Source organism: Rhodocytophaga aerolata (assembly GCF_030503435.1).
Classification (GTDB): Bacteria; Bacteroidota; Bacteroidia; order Cytophagales; family 172606-1; genus Rhodocytophaga; species Rhodocytophaga aerolata.
Genome location: NZ_JAUKPO010000014.1, coordinates 49,343 through 74,889, shown reverse-complemented (window position 1 = coordinate 74,889; position 25,547 = coordinate 49,343). Strand labels below are relative to the sequence as shown.

23 protein-coding genes are annotated in these 25,547 nt (G+C 40.6%); 11 read left to right on the top strand and 12 right to left on the bottom strand.

The features are described from left to right. Positions 1–114: 114 nt before the first annotated feature. Positions 115–1,053, bottom strand: coding sequence for a GDP-L-fucose synthase (gene fcl / locus Q0590_RS21320; protein WP_302039633.1), 939 nt, complete (start codon positions 1,051–1,053; stop codon positions 115–117). A 166-nt stretch (positions 1,054–1,219) separates the two neighbouring features. Between fcl and Q0590_RS21315 the strand changes: the two genes are divergently transcribed. Together Q0590_RS21315 and Q0590_RS21310 are read left to right on the top strand one after the other, a co-directional pair. Continuing rightward, positions 1,220–2,056 carry a toxin-antitoxin system YwqK family antitoxin gene (locus tag Q0590_RS21315; RefSeq protein WP_302039632.1) on the top strand — a complete coding sequence of 279 codons (837 nt, stop codon included), beginning with the start codon at positions 1,220–1,222 and terminating at the stop codon, positions 2,054–2,056. Between the two features lie 309 nt (positions 2,057–2,365). Further along, positions 2,366–3,253: a hypothetical protein gene (locus tag Q0590_RS21310; RefSeq protein WP_302039631.1), complete on the top strand. Its 888-nt coding sequence runs from the start codon at positions 2,366–2,368 to the stop codon at positions 3,251–3,253. A 222-nt stretch (positions 3,254–3,475) separates the two neighbouring features. On the opposite strand, the gene Q0590_RS21305 is transcribed toward Q0590_RS21310, so the two are convergent. Next, positions 3,476–4,069 (bottom strand): DUF429 domain-containing protein, encoded by a 594-nt coding sequence (locus Q0590_RS21305; protein ID WP_302039630.1) that lies wholly within the window; start codon positions 4,067–4,069, stop codon positions 3,476–3,478. Positions 4,070–4,157: 88 nt separating this feature from the next. On the opposite strand from Q0590_RS21305, the gene Q0590_RS21300 reads away from it, so the two are divergent. Beyond that, the gene (locus Q0590_RS21300; protein WP_302039629.1) at positions 4,158–5,219 is read left to right on the top strand and encodes an alkane 1-monooxygenase; all 1,062 of its coding nucleotides are present in this window, start codon (positions 4,158–4,160) and stop codon (positions 5,217–5,219) included. Here Q0590_RS21300 and Q0590_RS21295 read toward each other — a convergent pair. Further along, a complete protein-coding gene (locus Q0590_RS21295; RefSeq protein ID WP_302039628.1) occupies positions 5,216–5,470 on the bottom strand; it encodes a hypothetical protein in 255 nt (84 codons plus the stop codon). The genes Q0590_RS21300 and Q0590_RS21295 overlap by 4 nt on opposite strands. 31 nt (positions 5,471–5,501) lie before the next feature. After that, a complete protein-coding gene (locus Q0590_RS21290; RefSeq protein WP_302039627.1) occupies positions 5,502–6,827 on the bottom strand; it encodes a cryptochrome/photolyase family protein in 1,326 nt (441 codons plus the stop codon). On the opposite strand from Q0590_RS21290, the gene Q0590_RS21285 reads away from it, so the two are divergent. Beyond that, positions 6,822–7,187 carry a 4a-hydroxytetrahydrobiopterin dehydratase gene (locus Q0590_RS21285; RefSeq protein WP_366970483.1) on the top strand — a complete coding sequence of 122 codons (366 nt, stop codon included), beginning with the start codon at positions 6,822–6,824 and terminating at the stop codon, positions 7,185–7,187. The two genes, Q0590_RS21290 and Q0590_RS21285, sit on opposite strands and share 6 nt — an antisense overlap. A 44-nt stretch (positions 7,188–7,231) precedes the next feature. Beyond that, positions 7,232–7,759 carry a hypothetical protein gene (locus Q0590_RS21280; protein WP_302039626.1) on the top strand — a complete coding sequence of 176 codons (528 nt, stop codon included), beginning with the start codon at positions 7,232–7,234 and terminating at the stop codon, positions 7,757–7,759. Between the two features lie 95 nt (positions 7,760–7,854). Here Q0590_RS21280 and Q0590_RS21275 read toward each other — a convergent pair whose 3' ends face one another. Both Q0590_RS21275 and Q0590_RS21270 read right to left on the bottom strand, forming a co-directional pair. Then, a complete protein-coding gene (locus tag Q0590_RS21275) occupies positions 7,855–8,997 on the bottom strand; it encodes a 5-(carboxyamino)imidazole ribonucleotide synthase (RefSeq protein WP_302039625.1) in 1,143 nt (380 codons plus the stop codon). A 58-nt stretch (positions 8,998–9,055) separates the two neighbouring features. Further along, positions 9,056–10,855, bottom strand: coding sequence for a MutS family DNA mismatch repair protein (locus tag Q0590_RS21270; protein ID WP_302039624.1), 1,800 nt, complete (start codon positions 10,853–10,855; stop codon positions 9,056–9,058). 244 nt (positions 10,856–11,099) lie between these two features. Between Q0590_RS21270 and Q0590_RS21265 the strand changes: the two genes are divergently transcribed. Further along, positions 11,100–11,843, top strand: coding sequence for a GIN domain-containing protein (locus Q0590_RS21265; protein WP_302039623.1), 744 nt, complete (start codon positions 11,100–11,102; stop codon positions 11,841–11,843). A 37-nt stretch (positions 11,844–11,880) separates the two neighbouring features. Here the strand turns inward: Q0590_RS21265 and Q0590_RS21260 are convergent, their stop codons facing one another. Then, complete coding sequence (locus tag Q0590_RS21260) at positions 11,881–13,158, bottom strand: replication-associated recombination protein A (protein WP_302039622.1); 1,278 nt, start codon at positions 13,156–13,158, stop codon at positions 11,881–11,883. 161 nt (positions 13,159–13,319) lie between these two features. On the opposite strand from Q0590_RS21260, the gene Q0590_RS21255 reads away from it, so the two are divergent. Further along, positions 13,320–13,913 (top strand): DJ-1/PfpI family protein, encoded by a 594-nt coding sequence (locus tag Q0590_RS21255; RefSeq protein ID WP_302039621.1) that lies wholly within the window; start codon positions 13,320–13,322, stop codon positions 13,911–13,913. 45 nt (positions 13,914–13,958) lie between these two features. On the opposite strand, the gene prmC is transcribed toward Q0590_RS21255, so the two are convergent. Next, a complete protein-coding gene (prmC, locus tag Q0590_RS21250) occupies positions 13,959–14,816 on the bottom strand; it encodes a peptide chain release factor N(5)-glutamine methyltransferase (protein WP_302039620.1) in 858 nt (285 codons plus the stop codon). 85 nt (positions 14,817–14,901) lie between these two features. Here prmC and ribD point away from each other — a divergent pair, with 85 nt between their 5' ends. From ribD to uvrA, 4 genes are all read left to right on the top strand, one after another. Continuing rightward, positions 14,902–15,915, top strand: a complete 1,014-nt coding sequence (gene ribD / locus Q0590_RS21245) for a bifunctional diaminohydroxyphosphoribosylaminopyrimidine deaminase/5-amino-6-(5-phosphoribosylamino)uracil reductase RibD (protein WP_302039619.1) — start codon at positions 14,902–14,904, stop codon at positions 15,913–15,915. A 133-nt stretch (positions 15,916–16,048) separates the two neighbouring features. Further along, positions 16,049–16,783 carry an LOG family protein gene (locus tag Q0590_RS21240; protein WP_302039618.1) on the top strand — a complete coding sequence of 245 codons (735 nt, stop codon included), beginning with the start codon at positions 16,049–16,051 and terminating at the stop codon, positions 16,781–16,783. Positions 16,784–16,786: 3 nt separating this feature from the next. Next, complete coding sequence (locus Q0590_RS21235) at positions 16,787–17,794, top strand: lytic transglycosylase domain-containing protein (protein ID WP_302039617.1); 1,008 nt, start codon at positions 16,787–16,789, stop codon at positions 17,792–17,794. 225 nt (positions 17,795–18,019) lie between these two features. Further along, entirely contained in the window at positions 18,020–20,911 is a 2,892-nt protein-coding gene (gene uvrA / locus Q0590_RS21230; RefSeq protein WP_302039616.1) for an excinuclease ABC subunit UvrA, read from the top strand. A gap of 43 nt (positions 20,912–20,954) precedes the next feature. Here uvrA and Q0590_RS21225 read toward each other — a convergent pair whose 3' ends face one another. From Q0590_RS21225 to bamA, 4 genes are all read right to left on the bottom strand, one after another. Further along, a complete protein-coding gene (locus tag Q0590_RS21225) occupies positions 20,955–21,545 on the bottom strand; it encodes a cytochrome c oxidase subunit 3 (protein WP_302039615.1) in 591 nt (196 codons plus the stop codon). Positions 21,546–21,675: 130 nt separating this feature from the next. Continuing rightward, entirely contained in the window at positions 21,676–22,281 is a 606-nt protein-coding gene (locus Q0590_RS21220; RefSeq protein WP_302039614.1) for an OmpH/Skp family outer membrane protein, read from the bottom strand. A 47-nt stretch (positions 22,282–22,328) separates the two neighbouring features. Then, entirely contained in the window at positions 22,329–22,937 is a 609-nt protein-coding gene (locus tag Q0590_RS21215; protein ID WP_302039613.1) for an OmpH/Skp family outer membrane protein, read from the bottom strand. 32 nt (positions 22,938–22,969) lie between these two features. Next, positions 22,970–25,546, bottom strand: a complete 2,577-nt coding sequence (gene bamA, locus Q0590_RS21210) for an outer membrane protein assembly factor BamA (RefSeq protein WP_302039612.1) — start codon at positions 25,544–25,546, stop codon at positions 22,970–22,972. Position 25,547 lies beyond the last annotated feature (1 nt).

Below are 25,547 nucleotides of genomic sequence, written 5' to 3'. Positions count from 1 at the left end.
GTATTACAATTCTTAGAATTCAATTATTACTTTAACTCTATAGCTGCAAGTGGGATTGCATAGCTATTCATGAGGAATACCTTATGCTATTCCAAATAGGCAATCTTTCATACATCAGATACTTTCTGCCATATTTTCAGCAAATTCTTTATAGGTCCGCTCAATACCTTCTCTCAAGCCAATGCTGTATTGCCAGCCGGCAGCTTTTAGCTTGGAAACATCCATTAATTTGCGGGGAGTACCATCTGGTTTGCTGGTATTCCAGGTGAGTTCGCCTTCGTAGCCTACAATATCTTTAATCAATAAGGCTAGTTCTTTAATAGTTACATCTTCTCCGGTACCGATGTTCACTAACTGCGGCTCGTTATAGTTGAGCATCAGATAATAGCAGGCATCTGCCAGGTCGTCGGCATGTAGAAATTCTCTTTTAGGAGAACCTGTTCCCCAGATCTCAACTGATGGCTGATTGTTTATTTTTGCTTCGTGGAACTTGCGGATCAAGGCAGGCAATACATGCGAATTGTTCAGGTCATAATTATCATTAGGCCCATATAAGTTAGTAGGCATGACAGAAATAAAATTACACCCATACTGGCTTCTGTAGGCTTCACACATTTTGATACCAGTAATCTTAGCAATGGCGTAGGGCTCATTGGTTGGCTCCAGCAATCCGGTAAGCAGGTAATCTTCTTTTAGCGGTTGCGGGGCAAGCTTTGGATAAATACACGATGAGCCCAGGAACAGCAATTTTTTTACGCCATATACATAAGACTGGTGAATAACATTGTTCTGAATCATCAGGTTGTCGTACAGGAACTCAGCCCGGTAAATATTATTTGCCAGGATACCGCCTACTTTAGCAGCAGCCAGAAATACATAGTCGGGTTTTTCTGTCTCGAAAAATGTTTGTACTGCTTCCTGGTTCCGTAAGTCCAGTTCAGCAGATTTTCTGAACACAAAATTATGATACCCTTCAGCTTGTAACTTTCTGACAATAGCCGAACCCACCATGCCACGATGGCCAGCTACATATATTTTCGCGTGTTTTTCCAAAGTATTATAAATTTATTAATATAAGTAGTAAATATTGCTTGCCTGATATGCAATTAAAAATAAATACATATGTTATTACGTTCAAAGATAGTACTTTTGCATGTATAATCCATGCTGCTGTGTACTGGCCAGGTGTTACCGGTAATGTCACACATCTCTTGAAGTTATGAAGATCAACCTACTCTCCTTACTCCTTATTTCCTTCCTCTGGCATAACGCAGCACATGCGCAGATTACAGAAGACAGCCTAACTAACTCTATACTGCCAGAGCTTGATTTGGTAACCAGTACAAAGAAGGAAGAAAAGAAAAAAACACCGGCAAAGAAGAAAAATAAGAAAGAATACCTGGGTGTAAAAATGAAAAAGCAGTTTACCAAAGTGGGTAGCGGGCCCCGGCAGGTAATCGAGTTGTTTTATTATATGCACACCTATGAAGATCCTAATTTGTATGCCCAGGATGTGTATTGGTATGATATGAAGAAAAAAGCTATCAGCCGGTCAAAAAATATTGACAAAACATTTATGCGCCCGTTACATGGGCCATATAAGAAATTTGTAGGTGGAAAGATTATAGAAGAAGGATACTATTATAAAGGCACAAAGCATGGCCGTTGGGAACAATATAATGGTAATTATGCACTGACCGATAAAACAAGGTACCACCGTGGATGGCCGGAAGAATCACAGATTAATTATTATGATGCAGCCAAAACTAAAATTAAGGAAGTGATTCCTATTGAATTTGGGGTGAAAAGTGGTAAATATTATGCCTTTTATGAAGGTGGCCAGGTAGAAGTAGAAGGGCAATATGAGAACAACATAAAAGTTGGGAAGTGGAGTGAATATTATCAATTCAGGCGACGCAAAAAGAAGGAGATCCAGTTTGCGCCGGATGCCTTCACTAAAAACTTTGAACCGTTTACCTTAAAAGAATGGGATGAAAAAGGCAATCTGATATTTGATAAAGAAGCAAACGCGAAAGATAACCTAAGTAAATTTTAAATACCTTCAACTTATTACTCCTTTTTAAAACGTCTGTGGTTACCTCCACAGACGTTTTTTATTGATCATAGCCCTCTGCTTTACCTAATAGCCTATTGGCAACTGCTGCTACTCCGCGCAAAAAATTACATATGCCTGAATCCGGGCGAAAACACATATTGGTTTTATCAGACTTTGCCTTGTTTTGTGAATGAAATCGCAATAGCCTAAACGCACCTAGTGATTATGGCTTTAGACATTTTAAGCAGTTTACAATCAGTCAATCGTAATTCATTAACCCATTTAACAATTAAACAATAACCAATCACTATGAGAAAACTCTCTTTGCATTTACTGAGCTTATTTGCTGCAGTAAGTATGTTCACCATGACTTCTTGTTCTAGCGAAGAAGATACAGTAGATCCGGCTCCAACGGCTACTATTGCTTCTACTACTCCTGCTACTGCCAAAGTTGGTGATGAAATTACCCTAAGTGCTGCTGTAGTAGCTCAATCTAAAATTAAAAGTATCGTAACCCGTTTAGATAACGCTGACCTGGATACAAAAACCAGTAATTTCACTAATTCTACTTCAGATAATTATTCTTTCAAATATGCTATTCCGTCAACTGCCGGTGGTAAAGAATTGAAATTTACTATTGTTGTAACTGATAGCAAAGACCGTGTAGTAAATGCTACTCATACTGTTAAAGTAGATGCTACTGGAAGTGTTAGAACACAGAGTGCTAAATTGATCTACGGACAAGATAACACTACTAATGGAAGCTTTTATACTACTGAAGCTACTGGTACTGTTTACAAGCAAGCTGATGCTAAAACAAACGCAGCTAAAGTAGACTTCTTATATTTTTATGGAGCTACTAACCTTGCAACTTTAGCTACCCCTTCAGATGCTGATGCAAAAACGATGTATAACAACAGCACTACAGGCTTACAGACTTGGTCTAAGTTAAATACTACTAAATTCAAAGAATTAACTATGACCAAAGCTGAATTTGAGGCTTCTACTTTTGCTTCTATTGAAACTGCTGCTACAGGTGCAACTGCTACTAAAATCAACAACTTAACTGCTAATAAAGTAATTGGTTTTATTACTGAAGGTGGTAAAAAAGGAATTATTTTTGTTAACTCAGTTACAGGAACTTCTGCAGGTAATATAGATATCACTGTAAAAATTGCAGATGCTACTGCTCAATAACATTTAAAGAAAATATCTTTAAGCCCTTCAGATATATCTGAAGGGCTTTTTATTTTGTTACAACCTAGCTCTTTAAGATTTCTTGCAAAGCAAGACTGATACATTATTACGGTGATGCTAATGATACAAATCATTGGCTTTAACTGTCATCGTATTTAGCTTGAAGTGGCCTAGAGAACAAGCATACACTTTTCTATTCTTTCTAAATACCCTAAATTTTGGTCAGACGAGAATGGCCCCTTCCACTTCATTGCCAAATACCTCATGCTGCTTGTTCATAAACCGGAGGCCGGCCAGTAAGGCAAGTAACGCATCCACCTGATGCCAGGTAGTAAGCGGATTGTTTGGCAGGATAAAAGGTGTCATATGATTCTCCAATAGTCTAACAATAGCAGGTATGGCTACCGAACTTTTCTTATAGCCAGTTTCTACCAAACCTAATCGGATAGCTTGTGCAGCCGGGTATGTTTCGTATACCGGTATAGAAAGAGCTTCTAGCTCCCTTTTTAACTTTATAGCTCTTGCCGTTAACCCACCCAGAAACATAGGCGACATAGTTTGTAGTTGTTTATCCGCCTCCCGGAAAAAATAATCATGACAGTTGGCTAAATGGGTATAAACTCCAGGCAATGATAAGGGAGCATCCATAAATACAGTGGCTGGTTTAAGCTTTAGTAAAGTAGTATGAATAAATAAATCAGCATCTTCCTTCTTTTGGGAACTAGTCAAGTGTATAAACTTTGCTAGTGTATCTACCCAGGCAACTACCGTAGTTCCCGCCAGTTTGCTCCCGTAATCAATACCATAAATAATCATCAATCATTTTTTTTTCAATAAAACTTACATATACATAAAAAGAGGAAAATTATGTAAATTGTTCTGTATGCCTTCCTCCATAAAATATATGAAACCATCTGTATTACTTTTAAAACACAAGTATGCTTATATATGGAAAGAAGCTGGTTCGCTTAGCTATTTGGTTAGCTTACTGCCCGCATTACTAGTTATTGCTGGTAATGTATTGGGAGGCCATTTCACCATGATGAATAGTATTTTATCAGGGATGTTACTGCCTTTAGCCGATTGGGTGCTGCCCACCAATACACAGAAGCCAAAATCTGTTGCTGGTACCATTCCCGATTGTATTCTGCTCCTGGCTGTGCTTAGCCATGCCTTAGCGGTGATTTCGTTAATTTTTGGAATTTATACAGAAAGTATCACCGGGGAGTGGATTTGGGCAGCCGCTATTTCTACCGGATTTAGTTCTGGCATCTTAGGAATAAACTCCGCACATGAGTTAATTCACCGGAAGAAAAAGTGGCTGCAAAACCTAGGCATTTGGAATTTATTTCTGGCTAATTATACGCACTTTTATATAGAACATCGGCTAGGGCACCATGTACGGGTTGGCACCATGGAAGATCCGGCAACGGCAAGGTATAATGAAAGCTTTTATCACTTCTTTATCCGTACGGTTCCGGCACAGTGGAAAAGTGGCTTGCAGATTGAAGTAAAACGTTTATCAAAGCAGCAGAAACGCAGGTATGGCTTACAGAATTTTGTTATCCGGTCTATGCTCTGCCAGATAACACGTATGGTTTTATTAGCTGTATGGCTTGGGACAAATGTATTTTGGGCCTATGCAATTCAAAGTATATTTGCCTTCTTTTTATTGGAGTTTGTCAACTACATAGAGCATTACGGCCTGGCCCGGCAAAAAGGCGAACTGGTGAATATACATCATTCCTGGCAATCGGATGCTATATCCAGCCGGTTTACCCTATTCGAGCTTTCCCGCCATTCCGACCACCATGTAAAAGCCTATAAGCCCTATTATTTACTGGAATCGCACGAAGATAGTTATGTGCTACCAAGCGGATATTTTGGAATGTTTTATATTGGGATGATTCCTCCTTTGTGGTTCAGGTTAATTAATCCACTTATTCATCATCCGCAAGCAAACTAGAAAAAAAGCACCACTGCCCAGAACAAAAGTATCCCTGTTATGCTTGCCATCCGTATTTGGTTTTGCAATTGGGTTAACTTTTCTACTTTGCTATCATCATGGCTATGTTTTATAAGATAACCCGCCCCTTCATACCACCTCAAGTGGGCAGGCACCTCTTCTGTTCCCATTGTCCGGATAATCTTTCTTTTAAAAAGATAGAGTACCGGAAAATAAATAATCAGAATGCTTACCAGCAAGATAATCTTCATCGGCTTAATTTTCCTATGTATGGCTGCTTTCCTATACCATTTCTTGTTTTGTTAAAGCAGCTTTATATACCTTTAGCATACGGTCACGGGCAAATTCGTGTTCAACCATAGGTTTGGGGTAGGTAGCTGTACCTAATTCGGGCACCCATTTTCTAACATATTCTTGGGCTTTATCGAATTTAGCTGCCTGGGCATTGGGGTTGAAAACCCTGAAATAAGGTGCCGCATCGCAGCCGCTGCCAGCAATCCATTGCCAGCTGCCATTATTGGAAGCCATTTCATAATCCAGAAGTTTGCGGGCAAAATAGGCATCTCCCCACCGCCAGTCGATCAATAAATGTTTTACTAAAAAACTGGCGGCTATCATGCGCACGCGGTTATGCATATACCCAGTCTGGTTTAGCTGGCGCATGCCGGCATCTACTATAGGATAACCCGTTTTTCCCTGGCACCACCGTTCAAACTCTTGTTCATTGTTTCGCCACTCAATACGGTCATAGCCTGGTTTACATGCCGAATGTTCCAACTGTGGATGATTGGCCAGCAGCATGCTGTAAAAATCCCTCCAGATGAGTTCATTCAGCCATATAGCACTATGTTGTTGGGCTTTCTTAACTGTTTCCCGGATGCTGATGGTGCCAAAACGGAGATGAATCCCAATACGGGTAGCGGCTTCCCTGGCCGGGTAATCTCTTTCTTTGGCATATTTCTCCAACACATCTTGATGTATCTTACTAGCCGGAATCTCAATAGATGACCTTATAAACCCCATTTCTTGCAGTGAAGGAACAGGTTCTGTTTTTGTTTTATATAAGCCATACAAATGCTTTTGGGAAGGCTGCTCTTTTATATGCTCTTCTGAAAGTGTAGTCAGCCATTTCTTGCTGTAGGGAGTAAATACTTTATACGGTTGCCCTTGTCCATTCACAATTTCCCGGTATTCAAACAAAACTTGATCCTTGAAAGTATGGAAAGCAGTTCCAGATTCTGCCAGCAAAGCCTTCACTTCTGCATCCCGCCTGGTAGCATACGGCTCATAATCATGGTTAATATAAACTGCCGGTATATTATATTCAAAAAGAAGTTGCCTGAATATATCTATAGGTTTACCATACTGCACAAGCAAATCACTTCCCTGAGCTGCAAATGTATCTTGCAGTGCAAGTATCGTATCATGAATAAAGGTAACTCTGGCATCATCCCGGTCTTCTAATCTATCTAGTATGTCTTTGTCAAAAATAAACAAGGGCAATACAGGCAAACCACTGGTTAGGGCACGATAAAATGCTGTATTATCATGGATGCGTAAATCTCTGCGGAACCAGAAAATAGCTACCGGTTGCTTGTTACTATGCATAGCTTATCTTTTTCATTAGTTGAAATAATAAGTTGGCAAAGACCAGGAATGTTTTGCGTGGCTGCCTTTTTTTTCGCAATTTCGGAGTGTAAAACCTACCCATACCTAAAACCTATCCCTATGTGGAAAGAAGAAGATAATAAGCTAAAAAAGTCATTTGAGTTTAAAAACTTTGTGGAAGCTTTTGCCTTTATGACCAAGGTAGCCCTGATTGCTGAGAAAATGAACCATCATCCCTGGTGGGCTAACGTGTACAATAAAGTTGAGATAGAACTAAACACGCATGATGCAGGCAACGTTGTAACAGAGAAAGATCATAAGCTGGCAAAAGCCATAGATAAGGTATATACCCCTGTGTAAGCCTGCTATTCTACCTTTATACATTATCGTTTCTTACTGAGCCTATGCCAAGCCTGAACCAACTGATAGAGAATATTTTATTTACCAAAAAAATACATACCCGTGTACCTACCGAAATGGTAGACCTGGATAGTAAAGTACAGGAATTATTTGCAGCGTATAGAATTAAGCAAAGCACTAAACGAGAGCTTTTTTCCTGGTTGCATAAACCTGTTATCGACTTACCTAAATTTACCTTTCCTATTGAAGTGAATTCGGTAGTTTATAGTATTTCAGGGAGAATAGACAAAGGCCGGAACTTCGACAAGATTGCTATAAAATTAAAGGCAAACCGGTTGCTTATGGGCTTTTACTGGTTTGCTTTTCTGTTTACGCTGGTTTGCACCTTTCTGCTAATCCAAAAGTCAGGCGATGCTTTTATTATTGGGTTAAATGTTATTTTGTTGCTGCGGATAGTGTTATTTTTTATCTCCTGCAATCAGGAACTTACCAAGATTCAAAACCGGATGACAGGCTTTCTGATGAAAAGTAATGTGCAGCAACCAGCTGTTTTACTAAAGAAGCGGGCTTGATTCTCCAGAACAACTAAGAAACATGTGCCGGATTAATAATCCGGCATGTTTATACTAAAAGCTTAATACGCTGTAGATTATATTTTTTCTGTAAACTATTCGCTTACTACTTTTACCAGAACTTTTACCTTTTGCACTTTTTCTTTTAATGCCTGTAGTTCGGTATCCATAATAGTGATATGGCCCATTTTTCGGTACGGCTTGGTGGTTTTTTTTCCGTATAGATGAATATATACGCCTCCTAAAGCCAGGGCTTCTTCCATACCCTGATATACTGCATCGCCAGTATAGCCCTCTTCGCCCAGCAGATTTACCATAGCTGCATAACTTTGCGTATCAGTAGCTCCTAGGGGCAAGCCCAGTATAGCCCGCAGGTGTTGTTCGAACTGGGACGTGTAATTTGCTTTAATAGTATGATGGCCACTGTTGTGCGGACGCGGAGCCGATTCGTTCACTAGTACTTCACCCGAACGGGTCACAAACATTTCCACAGCCAGTAAACCTACAATACCTAATTTAGCAGCCACACCTGTCGCAATCTCGTTGGCCTGGGCAATAATTCGTTCATCTAGCTGAGCAGGAGCAAATAAATATTCTACCAGATGATATTCCGGATGAAAAACTAACTCCACCGGTGGAAAAACCGATACTTCCCCCCTTGCATTCCTGGCAACTATAATAGAAATTTCTTTTTCAAAATCTACTGCTTTCTCCAGCAAACTGGGCTCTGCAAAGGCTTTAGCCAGATCATCTGTTGTTTTTAACCGTTGTACGCCTCTGCCATCGTAGCCAGATTTACCTAGTTTTTGAAAGGCAGGTAGAAAGTGGCTATGCTGATGTACTTCCTCTTTATTTTCCAGTAAAATAAAATCAGCGGTAGGTATTAAGTGGGTTTTATAAAATTGCTTCTGTACCCGCTTGTCTTGAATGGTGCGGATAACGGCCGGTTGTGGATATACTTTGATCCCTTCACTTTCCAGTTTCTCCAGTGCTTCTACATTTACATGTTCTATTTCAATGGTAAGTACATCTACTGTTTTGCCGAAAGCATACACGGTATCAAAATCAATTAGAGAGCCCTGCACAAATTCATGGGCAAACGGACGGCACGGTGCATTGGCATCTCCATCCAGAATTTTAATATAGATATTAAAATCTATAGCCGATTGAATTAGCATCCGGCCCAGCTGGCCTCCGCCTAAAATTCCCAGTTTAAAATTGCTGCTAAACGCATTCATATATTTTTATTAAATATCTTTTGAATTATGTGCACTTCTTTAATTAACAAAAAGACGGTTACTCCATCTCTATCCCAATTTGCTGCATGAGCTTACTTGCATTAAAGCTCTGGCAGACCCCTTGCCGGAGTTTGTAATCAAAATATAGTTTATCATTAACGATTTCACTGTTGAAGCTGTAATTGAATACCGAACCAGGAAGTTCTTCAGCCATTTCTCCCAACGCCAGATCATGTGTAGAGATAAATCCTGACGCATTGTGTTTATGTAATTGCCGGATTAACGCCTGTGCACCCAAATGCCTGTCATGGGAGTTAGTGCCCTTCAGAATTTCGTCGAGTAAATATAAAATTGGTTTATTGGAAGGCAAGCTATCTATTAATTGTTTCAGCCGTTTTAGTTCTGCATAAAACGAGGACGTACTTTCCTCCAGAGAGTCTTGTGTGCGCATAGATGTAAAGACCTGGCACAAAGAAATAGCAAAGTAACTTGCCCGGACCGGTGCACCGGCCATCGCCAGCACCGCATTGATACCAACGGTACGCAGAAACGTACTTTTTCCTGACATGTTAGAACCCGTTACCACAATAGTTTTTCCTTTTCCCTGCAAACTAACAGAATTACTTACTGCCTCTCCTTTAACTATCAGCGGATGTGCCATATTTTGTGCTTCCAGGTATAGATCGTCCGGAGAAATTACCGGCATGACGTAGGTCGGATTCGCATGAGAATAGGCAGCCAGGCTGCTTAACACTTCTGCTTCACTTACTGTATCCAGCCACTTTTGTATATCTGCCGTTACTTGTTCTTTCCAGGTTTCCAGCCGTAACAGAAAAAACAAATCCCACAGGGTAGTACTACTGACTACCATATAAAAATAGGCATTCTGCCTGGCTTCCAGGCTATAAAGCAGGGACGATAGTTGTTTGATTTTAGCAGAAGCTGTACTGTGGGGGTATTTCAGCTGCTCTTTCAGCCGCTGCAAAGCCGCTGAGGTAAACGTACTGTTCTCAATAATCTTCAACAGGTTTGCATAGATTTTGAGAATATGGGCACTTTTGGAAGTTTGCTCAGAGGCGTCTTTTACTTCTCTGAAAGTGAAGCCTAAAATTGCCCAGTTAATCAGAATACATAATGCCGGAAGGTGATAGGTAATATCTGTAAAAATGGCCAGACCAATAGCAGTTAACGTGAGCACCGGCATTACGTAAATCAGGGCTACCAGTAGTTTCTGTGGTTTAATACGTGACTTTGTGTTAATCCACTGCAGCAATAGTTCTAAATCCTCAGAAGCTGTTTTGGCATGCATACCGGTTGCCTGAAACTCTTGCTGCCAGCCCAGCTGTGAGGCCAACTCTTGTACGGCTTGCTGCCGCTGATGAATCTGCTCAACTGGTGCTTTGTATTTCAGCCAGTTTGCTAGCAGCAGGTTTCCGCCCCAGGTGGTAGTCCGGTTGAGTAAAGTAAATAAAGAGCTGCGTCCGAAAATGTCCAGATCGGTAGCATAGGGATGAGCCGCATCTGCATGTAGTTGCCCGGTTTCTGGTGGATAATGCTTTCCTTGTAAACGGTTAATTTCATCTTGGTTAATAGTGACCAGGTTGCGGAACTGGTTTCTGGTATAGGCTATCTGGTTGTGCTTTTTCATAAAAAACAGAAACAGACCCAGACACACAAAAGCATACCCGGCAATAAGATAGGTAGCAATACCCATCTGATACAAGATAATTGTACCAGCCACACCTGCCAGGAAAACAAATACCCTGATCCAGGATACGGCATTGTACTGCTTGTGCCATGCGGCGGTTTCTTGTTCAAATTGCTGTAAGCGTTGCTGGTATATTTGTAAAGGCTGCATGGTAACTGGTAAAATGAAGGCCGAATTTAGCAAGTTTACCTATGACTATCCCTAACAAATTATATAATCTGCCGGAAATGATGGAAGAATGGCAGAAACTATTCTAAAATTCAGCACTGGCAATAGGTGGGCTAAGCGTTGCAAGTACCAGATAAGTTGAGCAAAAATGATTAGTTTTACTTTAGGCTCACTACATTTTAATCAGAAGCTGTAAATTTATAGGTTCGTTTTGCTTAAATTTCTGATGAATACCTGGCGATTACTGGCTTATTTATTTTTGTTGAACTTCTCCTTTCAATCCTGCAACCAGGAAAATGCGTTTGATTGTGTAAAAAGCACAGGCAGTATAGTACAGGAAGAACGAAAGCTTGCCCCCTTTCACACCATTATTCTGGAAGACAATATCAACTTACAGTTAAAACCAGCTACTTCCGGACTAGCTACCATTGAAGCAGGAAAAAATCTGATACCAAAGATAGAGCTTCGGCAGAAAGATGATACCTTATTTATCTCTAATAAAAATACCTGTGAATGGGTAAGAAGCTATAAATATCCGGTTTCTGTAACCCTAACTATTACGCCTGAAAGTTTTACACTATTTCACCGGGGATATGGGAAAGTTACCAGTTCGGAGGGTTTATCCGTACCGGATGCATACATTCTTTCTTTAGATGCCGGAGGAAATATTAATCTTAAGCTACAGACCAACTCATTAATTCTCTACAGTAACAGCCATGCACTTATTGAATTATCCGGACAAGCCACTACGGCTTCTATATGGCTTAACAAATCCATTGGCCGGGTACATGCAGAAAATTTATCTGTACAGCAATGTTCAGTCGAACATGGGGGAAGCAATGAAATACGGGTACTTCCTATGAAAGAGTTATCAGTAGCCATTTTGCAAAATGGAAACGTGGCTTACTACCATGAACCGGAAAAATTAACTAGTACCATTAAAGGCACGGGTAAATTAATTAAAAGATAATACAGAGCATTAAACACTATCTTTTAATAAGTCTTTCTCAATAGTCATACTTATCCCCCCACCAGTTTTTTAAGCTTCTACGGAGTTCATGCTCCCGGGCATTGTGGCCTGGTTCGTAAAGTTTAGTATTTTCCAACCCTTGCGGAAAATATTCCTGAGGGGTGAAATTACCTTCAAAATCATGGGCATATTTGTAGCCTTTGCCGTAGCCCTGGTTTTTCATAAACTTGGTAGGGGCATTCCGTAAGTGCAGCGGCACTGGCATACTACCTTTTTCTCTCACTAATGCCTGTGCCTCCCGGATGGCCATATAGGAAGCATTGCTCTTAGGAGAAGAAGCCAGATATACCACCGTCTGAGATAAAATAATGTCAGATTCTGGATATCCTATCATAGTTACTGCCTGAAAGCAATTGGTAGCCATTAGCAAAGCATTAGGGTTAGCATTGCCAATATCTTCAGAAGCCAGGATCAGCAAGCGCCGGGCAATAAATTTTACATCTTCACCGCCTTCTATCATCCGGGCAAGCCAATATACGGCAGCATTCGGATCGCTGCCCCGGATAGACTTAATAAAGGCTGAAATAACATCGTAATGCTGCTCCCCACTCTTATCATATATCACAACTTTCCGCTGGGCCACATCCATCACCAAAGCATCTGTTACCCTCATTTCCTCTCCAGGAGCAAAAGAGTTAACCACTAGTTCAAACAAATTCAGCAATTTACGGGCATCGCCGCCAGATAAGTTAAGCAACGCTGCTGTCTCTTTCAGTTGGATCGTTCTCTGTTTTATATACGTATCTTCCTGCATAGCCCGCTGCAACAACCGGATTAGTTCATCTTCTTGCAAAGACTTCAACGTATATACCTGACAGCGGGAAAGCAATGCTCCATTTACCTCAAAAGAAGGATTCTCCGTAGTAGCACCAATCAGCGTTATAATTCCTTTTTCTACAGCATTCAGTAAGGCATCCTGCTGCGATTTGTTGAAGCGGTGAATTTCATCTATGAACAGAATGGCTTTACCAGCTACTTTTGCTTTTTCAATAGCCTCGCGTACTTCTTTTACACCCGCACTAATGGCACTCAAGGTAAAAAATGGCAAATGTGTATGGTTAGCAACTATAGAGGCGAGTGTGGTTTTTCCGACGCCCGGAGGCCCCCACAAAATCATGGAAGGTACATTGCCTGCAGTTAGGGATTTGCGTAAAGCAGAGGTATTACCCGTTAAGTGTGCTTGCCCTAATAACTCATCTATATTCCGCGGACGCATCCGCTCGGCTAAGGGTGGTATGGCTGGTGTATGAAACATGAGCAAAGGTAAGGCGAAAATATGAAAAGTTGAACAACCAGAAAGGCAATATAGATTCAGGATAGTAGCCAGCAAGTTCACTTTTAGGCAGGGTATAGTATATGTTTTTGATTTATTTTTCGATAAATTTATCTTTTTCCATTTTATACTAATTTTTACCTATGAACCGCAACATCTTAATTGTTACTGGCGATGGTGGCGAAAGCTACGAAGCGTTATATGCCTATCACCGTTTTCTGGAAGAGGGCGACAAACCTGTAATTGCTGCTCCAAGTAAACGCGCACTTAATCTGGTTATTCATGATTTTGAGCCAGGTTGGGATACCTATATCGAACGGAAAGGCTATGGCCTGGAAGCTAATCTCACTTTTGAAGAAGTAGCTGTAGAAGACTATGAAGCCATTGTATTGCTTGGCGGACGGGCTCCAGAATATTTACGCAACAACCGGAAGCTATTAAACATAGTCCGGGAATTTCACAACAGCGGTAAATGGGTATTTGCTATTTGCCACGGCGTGCAGATACTCGTAACAGCCGGACTTGCCCAGGGAAACTGTATGACTGCCTATGAACACGTACGGGCAGAAATAGAAATGGGTGGAGGGAAATATGATACAGCACAGGCCGTACGGGATAAAAATATAGTTACTGCCCAAACCTGGCAATCGCATCCGGAATTTTACCGGGAAGTATTCGCTTGCCTGAAAGAAAAAGAAAAACAATCTCAGGAAGCAGTAGCCGGAGCAAATTATTAACAGACCAACAAATAGCAGGCACAGATCACGTTCTGTACCTGCTATTTATTGTATGCCTTTGACAAATCTATTTTTACCAAACATATCTTGCAAAACCACAGCCGTCGAGAAGCCATTTCCTAAAAATAACTGTTTTACTTCTTCCCCATATTGCTCATTAATTTCTACATAACACATCCCTTCTTTTTTTAAGTGTCTTTTGCAAAACCAAGCTATATGTCTGTAAAACAGCAACGGATCATTGTTCTCTACAAATAAGGCCAAACGAGGTTCATGCTCAGTTACATTTTTTCGCATGAGCGGCTCTTCGGCATAGGTTACATAGGGAGGATTACTCACTACTATATCTAATTCCATAGCATCCATATCTGCTTGCCATTGCGTGTCCAGAATGCTTGCCTGCATAAATCGTACATTCTGCACATATTTTTCTGCGTTCTTTTTTGCTACTTGCAAGGCCTCTGGAGATACATCTACTGCTAGTATTTCTGCTTTTGGCCATGCCGCAGCCAGGCTAACAGCAATGCAGCCGCTGCCAGTACCAATATCTACTAGTTTAGACGGAAACATGTGTCTGTTCTCTTCAATAATGAGGTTTACCAGCTCTTCTGTCTCCGGCCGGGGAATTAATACATGGCGGTTCACTTCAAACACTCTACCCATAAACTCAGTTGAACCGATAATATACTGTATAGGCTCATGTTTTTTCAACCGCTCCAGGGCATTTTCTAGTTGAAAGGTTTCCGGAAGTTCCAGTATTTTATCTGTTAGAACAGCTGAACGGGTAAGCCCATAGAAATGTTCCAGTAACAAAAATGCCATGCTTCTGGCTTCTTCTGTGTCATAGATGGGTTGAAGTTCAAGCGTAATCCGGTGTAGCAGTTGTCTGGAAGAGTAATTCATACAGATTTTTTCGTAAGATTACGAATGTACAGGTAAATTATTTATCATAACAGTAATGGGTAATTCTTCATCAGAGATACTTTTTATGCGCAGAGCTCTGGAACTGGCAGCTTTGGGCAGCGGACAGGTAAGCCCCAATCCTATGGTGGGTTGTGTGCTTGTGCATCAGAACAAAATTATTGGTGAAGGCTGGCACAAAAAATACGGAGACTGGCATGCGGAAGTAAATGCTGTAAATGCAGTAGATGATAAAGCTTTATTAAGAGAAAGCACCGCTTATGTAACCTTAGAACCCTGCTCCCATTTTGGCAAAACACCTCCCTGCGCCGATTTGTTAATTAAGCATCAGCTAAAAAAGGCAGTAATCTGTAATGTGGATTCTAACCCGTTGGTAGGCGGCAAAGGCATACAGAAGCTACAGCAGGCAGGTATAGATATTCAAACGGGTGTACTCGAAAAAGAAGGAAGGGAACTGAATAAACGGTTTTTTACCTATATGGAGCAAAAGCGGCCTTATATCATTCTTAAATGGGCACAAACGGCAGATGGGCTAGTTGCCCGGGAAGACTATTCTTCTAAGTGGATAAGCAATAGTATTTCCCGCACCCTCGTTCATAGTTGGCGGGCTTCGGAAGATGCCATAATGGTAGGTACCCAAACAGCTTTGTATGATAATCCGCAACTAACTGTGCGTGATTGGTCGGGAACTGACCCGGTGCGAATTGTCATAGATAAGTCTTTACGGTTACCCTCTTCCTTGCATATGTTTGACAAAAAAGTGCTTACCCTTTGCTATAACACCCTAAAAACAGAAAGGCAGGACAATTTAGAGTTTATCAAACTTGCTGATTCGCCCCTTTTCTTGGAAGAAATTATCCAGGATTTATACGCACGTAAGATACAATCGGTAATTATAGAAGGAGGAAGCAAGTTATTAAATAGTTTTATAGAACTGCGTTTATGGGATGAAGCAAGAGTCTTCAAGAGTAGCCAGGTTTTTAGCAAAGGAATAGCCGCACCCTTATTACAGAGCCAATTGCACTATATACAAGCCATACAAGACGATACGCTTTTCATTTATAAAAACCCTCTGTTGTAGGTATAAAACAAGTAGCAGGAGTAACTCGTTAGTAGCTAAGCTTTTTAGTTAAAAAAGAGGTATCTTTGCAGCCCTTTGGAAAGAAATAAATTTGTATTGAATAAATAATAGAATAAGATTTAGTTAATAGACTATGCAAAAAGTTAAACAGGAGAATATCAGCCCGGAAGAACACCGCATCAGACAGGCATTCAAAGACAGAGATTGGAATGAAATTAAAATAGCAGACTCCTGGGCTATATTTAAAGTAATGGCTGAGTTTGTAACCGGCTTTGAAAAGCTAGGCAAAATAGGTCCATGTGTATCCATATTTGGCTCTGCCCGTACCAAGCCCGACAATCCTTACTACAAAATGGCGGAAGAAATAGCTGCCAAATTGGTACGGCATGGCTATGGAGTTATTACTGGCGGTGGCCCAGGCATTATGGAAGCTGGCAATAAAGGCGCTTTTGAGCAGGGAGGTAAGTCAGTAGGTTTGAACATTCATTTGCCTTTTGAGCAGTTTCACAATGTATATATAGATCCGGATAAAATTATCACCTTCGATTATTTCTTCGTTAGAAAAGTAATGTTTGTGAAGTATGCCCAAGGTTTTATTGTCATGCCTGGTGGTATGGGTACATTAGATGAACTTTTTGAAGCTATTACCTTAATTCAGACACAAAAGATTGGCCGGTTCCCTATTGTTCTGGTGGGCAGGGATTACTGGCAGGGCTTAATGGATTGGATAGAACAAGTAATGCTGGGCCGGGAAAAGAATATTAGTGAAGAAGACCTAAAGTTGATAAATATCGTAGATACGCCTACCGATGCAGTAAAAGTCATAGATGACTTCTACTCTAAATATTTATTGCAACCAAATTTTTAATGTTTGAAGAAGTTTCAGCTCATATTAATATTCGGATTTATTATTTCGCTCGTCACCTACGGAATATACTCCCGTTTATCGGAAGAGTATGATTTTTTTTATGAGTATGATTCTCGCTACCAGGTATATTCTGTAGAAGACCCACCGGAAAAAATTTATTTTGCCGGAGAGGAAATGCCGCTGGAAGACAAAGTAGTGGCTAAAAAATTTGAAAATGAGCTGCAAGTACAAACCTTCTGGAACTACAGCAAAATATCCCTGATTAAACGCGCCAGACACTGGTTGCCTCAGCTGGAACCTATTCTGAAGCAACATGGCATACCGAAAGATTTCAAGTATCTGGCAGTGGTGGAAAGCATGCTCAACAATGTAGAGTCTCCCAAATCGGCAGCGGGCTTCTGGCAAATAATGGCCAGTACCGGAGCAGAATATGGGTTGGAGATCAATGAGGAAGTAGATGAACGGTACCATCCGATTAAAGCAACCCATGTGGCCTGCCAGTATTTTAAAGATTCTTACAAAAAGTTTGGTAACTGGACCAGTGTTGCCGCTTCGTATAATATAGGCATGAGCGGCTTAAGTAGGGCCTTGCGTAACCAGAACGAAACTTCATATTATAAGTTAAACCTCAATAGCCAGACAGCAGATTATATTTTCCGGATTGTAGCCATTAAACAATTACTGGAGCATCCGAAAGAGTTTGGTTACAATGTTCCCCGGTATAATCCATATGCCATTCCCATGAAAAGAATTCCTGTGAAGGAATCCATTCCTGACCTGGCAGTGTTTGCTGAAGAACATGGCATCACCCTGGAAATCTTACGAGAACACAATGCCTGGTTACTGAAAAACAGTCTTACCATTAAAGATCCGGAAAAAACCTATACACTTCTAGTACCCAGAAATCCGGAAATGTTGGTTAAAAAAGAGACTAAAAATGCTTCTCCCCAGCAGGCGCAAACAGATTCTATTAAAATTTCTGTTACTGACTCTACCCTCTCCCGCCGATAGAAACTATCTGCTTTGTTATTGGTGTTACATGCCCAACATACAAGCAAATTAATTACCTGTAAATACTCCATGCATAAGCTGAATTAAAAGCTGGCATTATTAAAGAAATGGCATGAAAAAGCCAGCTATTTGCAATTGGCTACTTAGTTCATATACGTTTCGTTAATTGTTACAGAATCAGCAGAAAATTGAGTAGTTTTACAGATTGTTTACAATCCAATGCAGATGAACCACCCGCTTGCAACAGGCAATCCTGACCTTAATTCAGCACCTGTTCAGACAGTAGCCGCCGATGCTACCGGTTATGAAAATATAGAGATTTACGGTGCCCGAGAGCATAATCTTAAAAATATAGATGTTACTATTCCCCGAAATAAGCTAGTAGTTATTACTGGCATTAGCGGAAGCGGCAAATCTTCGCTTGCGTTTGACACGGTGTATGCTGAAGGTCAACGAAGGTATATGGAAAGCTTTTCTGCCTATGCCCGCTCGTTTCTGGGAAATATGGAACGGCCAAATGTGGATAAGATTAATGGATTGAGTCCAGTGATCTCTATTGAGCAGAAAACGACTTCCCGCAATCCCCGCTCTACCGTAGGTACCGTAACGGAGATTTACGATTTTATGCGTTTGCTTTTTGCACGTACAGCAGAAGCCTTCTCATACGTAACCGGCGAAAAAATGACCCGCCAGTCACAGGATCAGATTATTGAACATATTCTGCAAAACTTTGTAAATCAGAAGCTGGTATTGCTGGCACCTGTTGTTAAAGGCCGTAAAGGACATTACCGCGAATTGTTCGTTCAGATCAGTAAAATGGGGTTTACTAAAGTCCGGATAGATGGAGTGGTACAGGATATTACTGCCAAAATGCAGCTGGACCGCTATAAAACACACGATATTGAAATTGTAATTGACCGGTTGGTAGCCAGAGAAGATGAACGCTTCCGGATATCACAATCTGTACAAACAGCCTTACAACATGGCAAAGGTACCATGATGATTCTAGGCGATGATGGTAAGCCTGTTCAATTTTCTAAGTTTTTAATGTGCCCCACCTCTGGTATAGCTTATGATGAACCTGCCCCTAACAATTTTTCTTTTAACTCTCCCTACGGCGCTTGCCCAGTTTGCAACGGCTTGGGCGTAATAGAAGAAATTACAGAGGATGCCGTTATTCCTGATCGTGAACTGAGTATTACCAGAAGTGCAATCGCTCCACTAGGCGAATACCGCGATATCTGGATCTTTAAAGAGATGGCTACTGTACTTAAAAAGTTCAAATTTAGCTTATCTACCCCAGTTAAAGATATGTCCAGAGAAGCCCTGGATGTATTATTATATGGTTCTGATGCAGTAAATAAGGCAGCTAATGAAAAAGGGGCAGGAGCCAATTATAGCTTTAAGTTTGAGGGAATCATTAATTTCCTAAAAAAGCAGCAGGAAACCGGTTCTGATAAAATGCAAACCTGGATTCAAGACTATATGGTAACTACTGTATGTCCGGAATGCCACGGAGCCAGATTGAAAAAAGAATCTTTGCATTTTAAAATTGATCATAAAAATATAGCTGAACTGGCACAAATGGATATCCGGATACTGGCCACTTGGTTCAGCGATCTGGAAACCCGCCTGAGTGACCGACAGAATATGATTGCTTCAGAAGTTCTGAAAGAAATACGTAAACGAATAGGCTTCTTACTGGATATTGGTCTGGATTATCTGACCTTAGACCGCCCCTTACGTACGCTTTCCGGCGGAGAAGCCCAGCGTATCCGCCTGGCTACGCAAATAGGTACCCAATTGGTAGGTGTGCTGTACATTTTAGATGAACCGAGTATAGGGCTTCACCAACGGGATAACGTAAAGCTGATAGATGCCTTAAAAAGGCTGCGTGATGTAGGAAACTCGGTCTTGGTAGTGGAGCATGACAAAGATATGATGCTACACTCCGACTATATTCTGGATATTGGCCCTGGAGCAGGCAGACATGGCGGACAAGTAGTAGCCGAGGGTATTCCGGCGGATTTCATTAAAAATAACAGCATGACGGCTGCTTTTCTGAACGGAAAAACAGGTATAGAAGTCCCAAAGGAACGTAGAAAAGGAAATGGCCTTGAACTGGTATTACGCAATGCAAGTGGCAACAATCTAAAAGATGTAACATTAAAGCTGCCGTTGGGTAAAATGATTTCTATCACTGGTGTTTCCGGCAGCGGAAAATCTACACTCATTCATGATACCTTGTTTCCGATTCTGAATAATTATTTCTATAACTCCAGGAGAGAACCTTTGGCTTACAAAAGTATCGAGGGTTTGGAGCATATAGATAAAGTTATTGAGGTAGACCAATCACCTATTGGCCGTACACCCCGGTCCAATCCGGCTACTTATACTGGTGTATTCTCAGATATACGCAGCTTATTTACTGAAATGCCTGAGTCTAAAATCAGAGGGTATAAACCCGGCAGGTTCTCTTTCAATGTAAAAGGCGGCCGTTGCGAATCGTGTGAAGGTGCCGGTATGAAGCTGATTGAAATGGACTTTTTACCGGATGTATACGTACCTTGTGAAACCTGCAAAGGTAAACGTTATAACCGCCAGACGCTGGAAGTCCGGTTTAAAGGCAAATCCATATCTGATGTCCTGGACATGACGGTAGAGCAAGCTGTAGACTTTTTTGAAAATCAGCCGAAGATTCTGCGCAAGATAAAAACCTTGTTTGATGTTGGACTGGGTTATATTACGCTAGGCCAACATGCCACTACCCTTTCTGGTGGAGAAGCCCAACGGGTTAAACTAGCGCAGGAACTTTCTAAGAAAGATACGGGCAAAACGCTGTACATTCTGGATGAACCTACTACCGGCTTGCACTTTCAGGATATAAAACAGTTGTTGGATGTACTGAATAAGTTAGTTGACAAGGGCAACACCGTACTGATCATAGAGCATAACCTGGATGTTATTAAAGTATCAGACTATATTATTGACCTTGGCCCAGAAGGCGGTGCCAAAGGAGGAATGATTCTATGTGAAGGAACCCCGGAAAAAGTAGCTAAATGTAAAAACTCTTATACAGCTACGTTTGTAAAAGAAGAATTAAAACAAAGTGTATAAACAAGAGCAGGAAAGTTTTCTATGTAAATTTTCCTGCTTCTTGCTAATGGCCGTGGTGGTAGAGAAGAAAGACAAATAAATAAATCCATAGGATGTCTATAAAATGCCAGTAGATCGACACCATCTGTAATTTCAATTGCGTAGGAGGATTTACACTATACACAAAAGAATCTACGTAAGTTACTCTTTTTAAAGCATGAGAGAATGTAACGCCTAAGTAGATAATTCCACCCAGAATATGCAGAATATGTAAGCCAGATAAGGTATATAAAAAAGCACCGGCTATATTATTATGCATATAGACTCCTGTATTAAATAACTGTTTCCATCCAACGATCTGGGTTAGAATAAACGATACGCCTAGTAGTAAAGTAAGCCCAATTAACCATTTATAGGCAATAAACTTATCTCGTTTAAAGGATTGAACAGCTACATACAAAGAGCCACTGCTAGCTAGAATAATGGCTGTGCTTAGCCAAAAAATAGCCGGCAACTTGAAATTATGCCAGTCTGGGCTCGATTTACGTAGCAGATACAGAAATGACAGAGAGACAAACAATAAAATAATCCCTATAATAGATACGCCCATCATAAATTTAAAAGGCTCTCTTCGTTTAGTGAGGTAGCTTGGCATCTGCTTGTTCTTTTATTATGTAACTATACCTTTTAAACAATGTTTTCTGCAAAAAAGCTTAGTTTATACACATAAAAAAACCTTCTTTAAATTCAATTAAAGAAGGTTTTAAATAAAAATAAATTATACGTTATTTTTTTGGTGCAGGCGTATTAGCTGGCTTCTGATTGTTAGCAGGAGTTGTAGTAGCGCCGGCTGGCTTTTGATTGTTGTTGCTGGTTGGTGAACTAGCTAATAATTTTTTGGCAACAAGATCAGAAATATCATCTCCGGCAGGTGAATGCAATAATACTTCTTTAGCTAAAACATAGGTATAGCCATTCTCATTTGCTACAGCAGTAATAGCCTCCTGAATTCTTTTCTCAATAGGATCGAAAATTGTTTGTTGTCTTTTTTGAATATCAGCCTGGGCATTGGTAGCTTTTAACTGTAATTGCTCATTCTTGGCTTGCAATTCTCTTTCTTTAGATGCTCTCATAGCAGCATCCATCCCCTGACCATCCTGCTGATATTTTTCTACCTCTTTTTGAAAAGCTTCTTCCTCTTTTTGCAATTCGTTCTGTTTTTGCTTCTGGAATTCAGATAACTGGGCATAGGCTTGCTTTACTTCGGGCAACTTATCAGACACCGCACGTGAATCAACATAACCAATTTTTACAGCAGTCTGTGCATTTGCTATGCTACCAATACCAAAGATAAAAAACAGGGCAATTAATATTCTCATCTGATTTTTCATGATAAATAAAATAGTGATAAAATTTGTATAAAGGGTTTAGATTTTGATTAATTCTTATTTACTGGAGCCCCACCAGCTCTGGGTGGCGCACTGGGAGACGTTTGACTAGCAGGGCCTTGACCATCTTTGTTCTCAGCCAAACCTAATTCTTCTAAAATATAATCAGAATAGTCGTGGCGGGGATCAGAGTAGATCATTACTAAGTCTGCTGCTTTATCAAACATAAACTCTAATTTTCTGGTTTTTACTACTTTTTGCACAGCTTCATAAATCTGATCGCGTAGAGGCTGCATCAGCTCTTTCTTTTTCAGATACAACATGCCTTCAAATCCGAACACCTTGTTGTTATACTCACTGACTTCCTTCTTTTTCTGCTCAATAGCTAAAAGGCGCTGGCTTCTCATTTCGTCCGTTAACAAAATTTCTTCGGCTCTAAAATCCTGCTCCATCTGATTAACTTCGTCGTATTTTGCCTGAATTTCACGCTGCCATTTACTGGCAAATGCCTCTATCTCACTTTGAGCCTTGGTTGCATCAGGCATTTTACTCAGGATAAAATCCGTATCTATGTACCCGAATTTCTGTGCTTGTAGTGGCAATATACTACAAACACTGAAAAGTACTGCCAATATTATACCAAAACTTACTTTATTCATAAATCACTTATTCTTCTTTTTAGTTCACCCGATTAACGGAATTGCTGCCCGATCGTAAAGTGGAACTGGCCGCCTTTCTGACCTGGAAGCGGATCGAAGCCCCATCCGTAATCTATTCCCAACAACCCAAAAGCAGCCATATTAATTCTGGCGCCAATCCCTGCTGACCTCCGTATCTTAAACGGATTAAACTCAGAATAATTATTCCAGTTGTTGCCACCTTCCAAGAATCCGAGAACAAATATTGTAGCCGATGGGTTTGGTGAAATTAAATAACGTAATTCAGTGACAAATTTATTATACACAATACCACTTTGCGGTTGCCCTGGTAAAGCTGGTCCGCCCAGTAACGATTGATCTTGATAACCTCTTAGGCCAATAATGTCTGCCGCAAAAAACACCCCTTGCCCAGCCATACCAGAACCACCCATAATAAAACGCTCTGCAAAGGTGTATGGTGAATCTTTATTGTATCTACCTATAAAGCCCATATGTGCACGCGCGCTCAAAACTAATTTACCGCCTAAGCCTAAAGGAGTAAACCAATTGGAATCAAACATCCATTTATGGTATTCCATGCTTATATCGTCAGGACTTGTACCATTTTCACCGGTGCTTTTAATCTGCCCAGTTATACCTAATACTGAATAAGGAGGCGTAAAAGTGGCACTTAAGGAAATGGTTGATCCACCTCTTGGGAAGATAGGGTTATCTACACTATTCCGGGCTATGGTTGTATTGAACGTTAAATTATGTGCAACCCCATTTCCAAATTGTATTCTGAATATATCATAATTATCTAACTGATACCGCTGATACGATAGGGCATGTGTTAAGCTGAAATAATCGTCTGGCCATTTTAACATCCGGCCAAGACTCAGAGAAGCACCACTTATTTGGAAAGAGCCAAACGTATTAACATTATATCCTAGGCTTTCATAATACCGTTCATAACCAGCTGATGGCCGACTAACTGTATGGTTAAGGCTTAACGTAAATGAGTTACGTTTTTTGCCACCTAACCAGGGTTCTGTAAAAGAGAAAGAATACGTTTGGTACTGCCGGCCGCTTGCCTGGAACCGTACCGCTAAGCGTTGTCCGTCTCCGGAAGGTAATACGCCGCCCCATTCACCCCATTTAAATAATTTACGGGTAGAGAAGTTATTAAATACCACGCCCAGCGTACCTACAAAGCCTACGCCTATCCCATTGCGGCCGCCACCGCCCCAACCACCAGAAAGCTCTATCTGGTCGCTTGGCCGCTCTTCTACCTGGTATTCAATATCTACCGTTCCATCAGCCGGATTAGGTATGGGCACCGGATTTACAGTTTCTGGGTTAAAATACCCTAAGGTAGATATTTCGCGTTGAGTACGTATTAATAAAGAACGATTGAACTTCTGGCCTGGCAAGGTCCGGATCTCACGTAGAATTACATGGTCACTTGTTCTCGTATTTCCAACTACTCGCACTTGATTAATAGTAGCTTGAGGGCCTTCTACAATCCGCATTTCTATATCTACGGAATCCCCTTCAATGGCTACTTCTACTGGTTCTATATTAAAAAACAGATACCCATCATCCATGTAGAGAGAGGTAATGTCTGATCCATTTGGATTAAAAGTTAATTTTTTCTCAAGTTCCGCTATATTATATACATCTCCTTTATTGATGCCTAATACAGCGGCTAGTTGTGTATCGGTGTACACATAATTTCCTTCCCAGGTTACATTGCGATAGTGGTACTTTTCCCCTTCTTCCAGGTTAATTACCACATTTATGGTATTTTCATCATGGGCATACACACTATCGGATACGATAAGGGCATCCCGGTAGCCTTCTTCATTATAAAAAGCAATCAGTTTCTTTTTATCTTCTTCATACTGGGAAGCTATAAATTTGGAAGGCGTAAAAATACGTAAAGGATTCTTTTGCTTGGTCTTTTTAAGTTTTCTTCTCAGTTTGTTATCTGCGAAAACTTCGTTGCCATTAATAGCCAGTTCATTAATCTTTACTTTCTTTTTCTTATTTACATTGATTCTCAGCGTAATGGTATTGCCTCTGGCTGTATCTTCTACCTGCACCATATTTACAGATGTATTTAAAAACCCTTTTTCTTCAAAGTGCTTTTTAATGGTCATCTGGGTATTTTTAACAAGCGCATCATCTACAACCTTTCCTCGAATAAGTTTAATTTTCTCTGTCAGCGCGTCAATTTCTCCTTTTTTAATTCCCTTAAACGTAAACTTAGACAAGCGGGGGCGTTCCTTTAGGAATACATCCAAGTAGATTTTATCTCCCTCAATTTTAGTATAAGATATCCGTACATCGCCCAGAATCCCCTGATCCCAAAGGCGTTTTATGGCATTACTAATATCGTCTCCTGGTACTTTTATACGGTCGCCTACTTTTAAGCCAGAAATAGAAATTAACGCATTAGGGTCTAAAAAGCGGGCTCCACTTACGGTAATTTCTGCTATCTCATATTCCTTAGGTTCACTGTAACTGACCGAAGGAGTAGCAGAACCCGCAGAAGGATTAAGTTTGAACTGTGCTTGCGCAAGAGCCGGAACAAGCAGCAACGTGAGGATAACTAATAAGTTTTTCATT

Excerpts from the sequence above, each read along its gene's own strand:
- Q0590_RS21315 (WP_302039632.1), top strand. The coding sequence starts at position 1,220 with ATGAAGATCAACCTACTCTCCTTACTCCTTATTTCCTTCCTCTGGCAT.
- Q0590_RS21310 (WP_302039631.1), top strand. The coding sequence starts at position 2,366 with ATGAGAAAACTCTCTTTGCATTTACTGAGCTTATTTGCTGCAGTAAGT.
- Q0590_RS21305 (WP_302039630.1), bottom strand. The coding sequence starts at position 4,069 with ATGATTATTTATGGTATTGATTACGGGAGCAAACTGGCGGGAACTACG.
- Q0590_RS21300 (WP_302039629.1), top strand. The coding sequence starts at position 4,158 with ATGAAACCATCTGTATTACTTTTAAAACACAAGTATGCTTATATATGG.
- Q0590_RS21295 (WP_302039628.1), bottom strand. The coding sequence starts at position 5,470 with ATGAAGATTATCTTGCTGGTAAGCATTCTGATTATTTATTTTCCGGTA.
- Q0590_RS21285 (WP_366970483.1), top strand. The coding sequence starts at position 6,822 with ATGCATAGCTTATCTTTTTCATTAGTTGAAATAATAAGTTGGCAAAGA.
- Q0590_RS21290 (WP_302039627.1), bottom strand. The coding sequence starts at position 6,827 with ATGCATAGTAACAAGCAACCGGTAGCTATTTTCTGGTTCCGCAGAGAT.
- Q0590_RS21280 (WP_302039626.1), top strand. The coding sequence starts at position 7,232 with ATGCCAAGCCTGAACCAACTGATAGAGAATATTTTATTTACCAAAAAA.
- Q0590_RS21275 (WP_302039625.1), bottom strand. The coding sequence starts at position 8,997 with ATGAATGCGTTTAGCAGCAATTTTAAACTGGGAATTTTAGGCGGAGGC.
- Q0590_RS21270 (WP_302039624.1), bottom strand. The coding sequence starts at position 10,855 with ATGCAGCCTTTACAAATATACCAGCAACGCTTACAGCAATTTGAACAA.
- Q0590_RS21265 (WP_302039623.1), top strand. The coding sequence starts at position 11,100 with ATGAATACCTGGCGATTACTGGCTTATTTATTTTTGTTGAACTTCTCC.
- Q0590_RS21260 (WP_302039622.1), bottom strand. The coding sequence starts at position 13,158 with ATGTTTCATACACCAGCCATACCACCCTTAGCCGAGCGGATGCGTCCG.
- Q0590_RS21255 (WP_302039621.1), top strand. The coding sequence starts at position 13,320 with ATGAACCGCAACATCTTAATTGTTACTGGCGATGGTGGCGAAAGCTAC.
- prmC (WP_302039620.1), bottom strand. The coding sequence starts at position 14,816 with ATGAATTACTCTTCCAGACAACTGCTACACCGGATTACGCTTGAACTT.
- ribD (WP_302039619.1), top strand. The coding sequence starts at position 14,902 with ATGCGCAGAGCTCTGGAACTGGCAGCTTTGGGCAGCGGACAGGTAAGC.
- Q0590_RS21240 (WP_302039618.1), top strand. The coding sequence starts at position 16,049 with ATGCAAAAAGTTAAACAGGAGAATATCAGCCCGGAAGAACACCGCATC.
- uvrA (WP_302039616.1), top strand. The coding sequence starts at position 18,020 with ATGAACCACCCGCTTGCAACAGGCAATCCTGACCTTAATTCAGCACCT.
- Q0590_RS21225 (WP_302039615.1), bottom strand. The coding sequence starts at position 21,545 with ATGCCAAGCTACCTCACTAAACGAAGAGAGCCTTTTAAATTTATGATG.
- Q0590_RS21220 (WP_302039614.1), bottom strand. The coding sequence starts at position 22,281 with ATGAAAAATCAGATGAGAATATTAATTGCCCTGTTTTTTATCTTTGGT.
- Q0590_RS21215 (WP_302039613.1), bottom strand. The coding sequence starts at position 22,937 with ATGAATAAAGTAAGTTTTGGTATAATATTGGCAGTACTTTTCAGTGTT.
- bamA (WP_302039612.1), bottom strand. The coding sequence starts at position 25,546 with ATGAAAAACTTATTAGTTATCCTCACGTTGCTGCTTGTTCCGGCTCTT.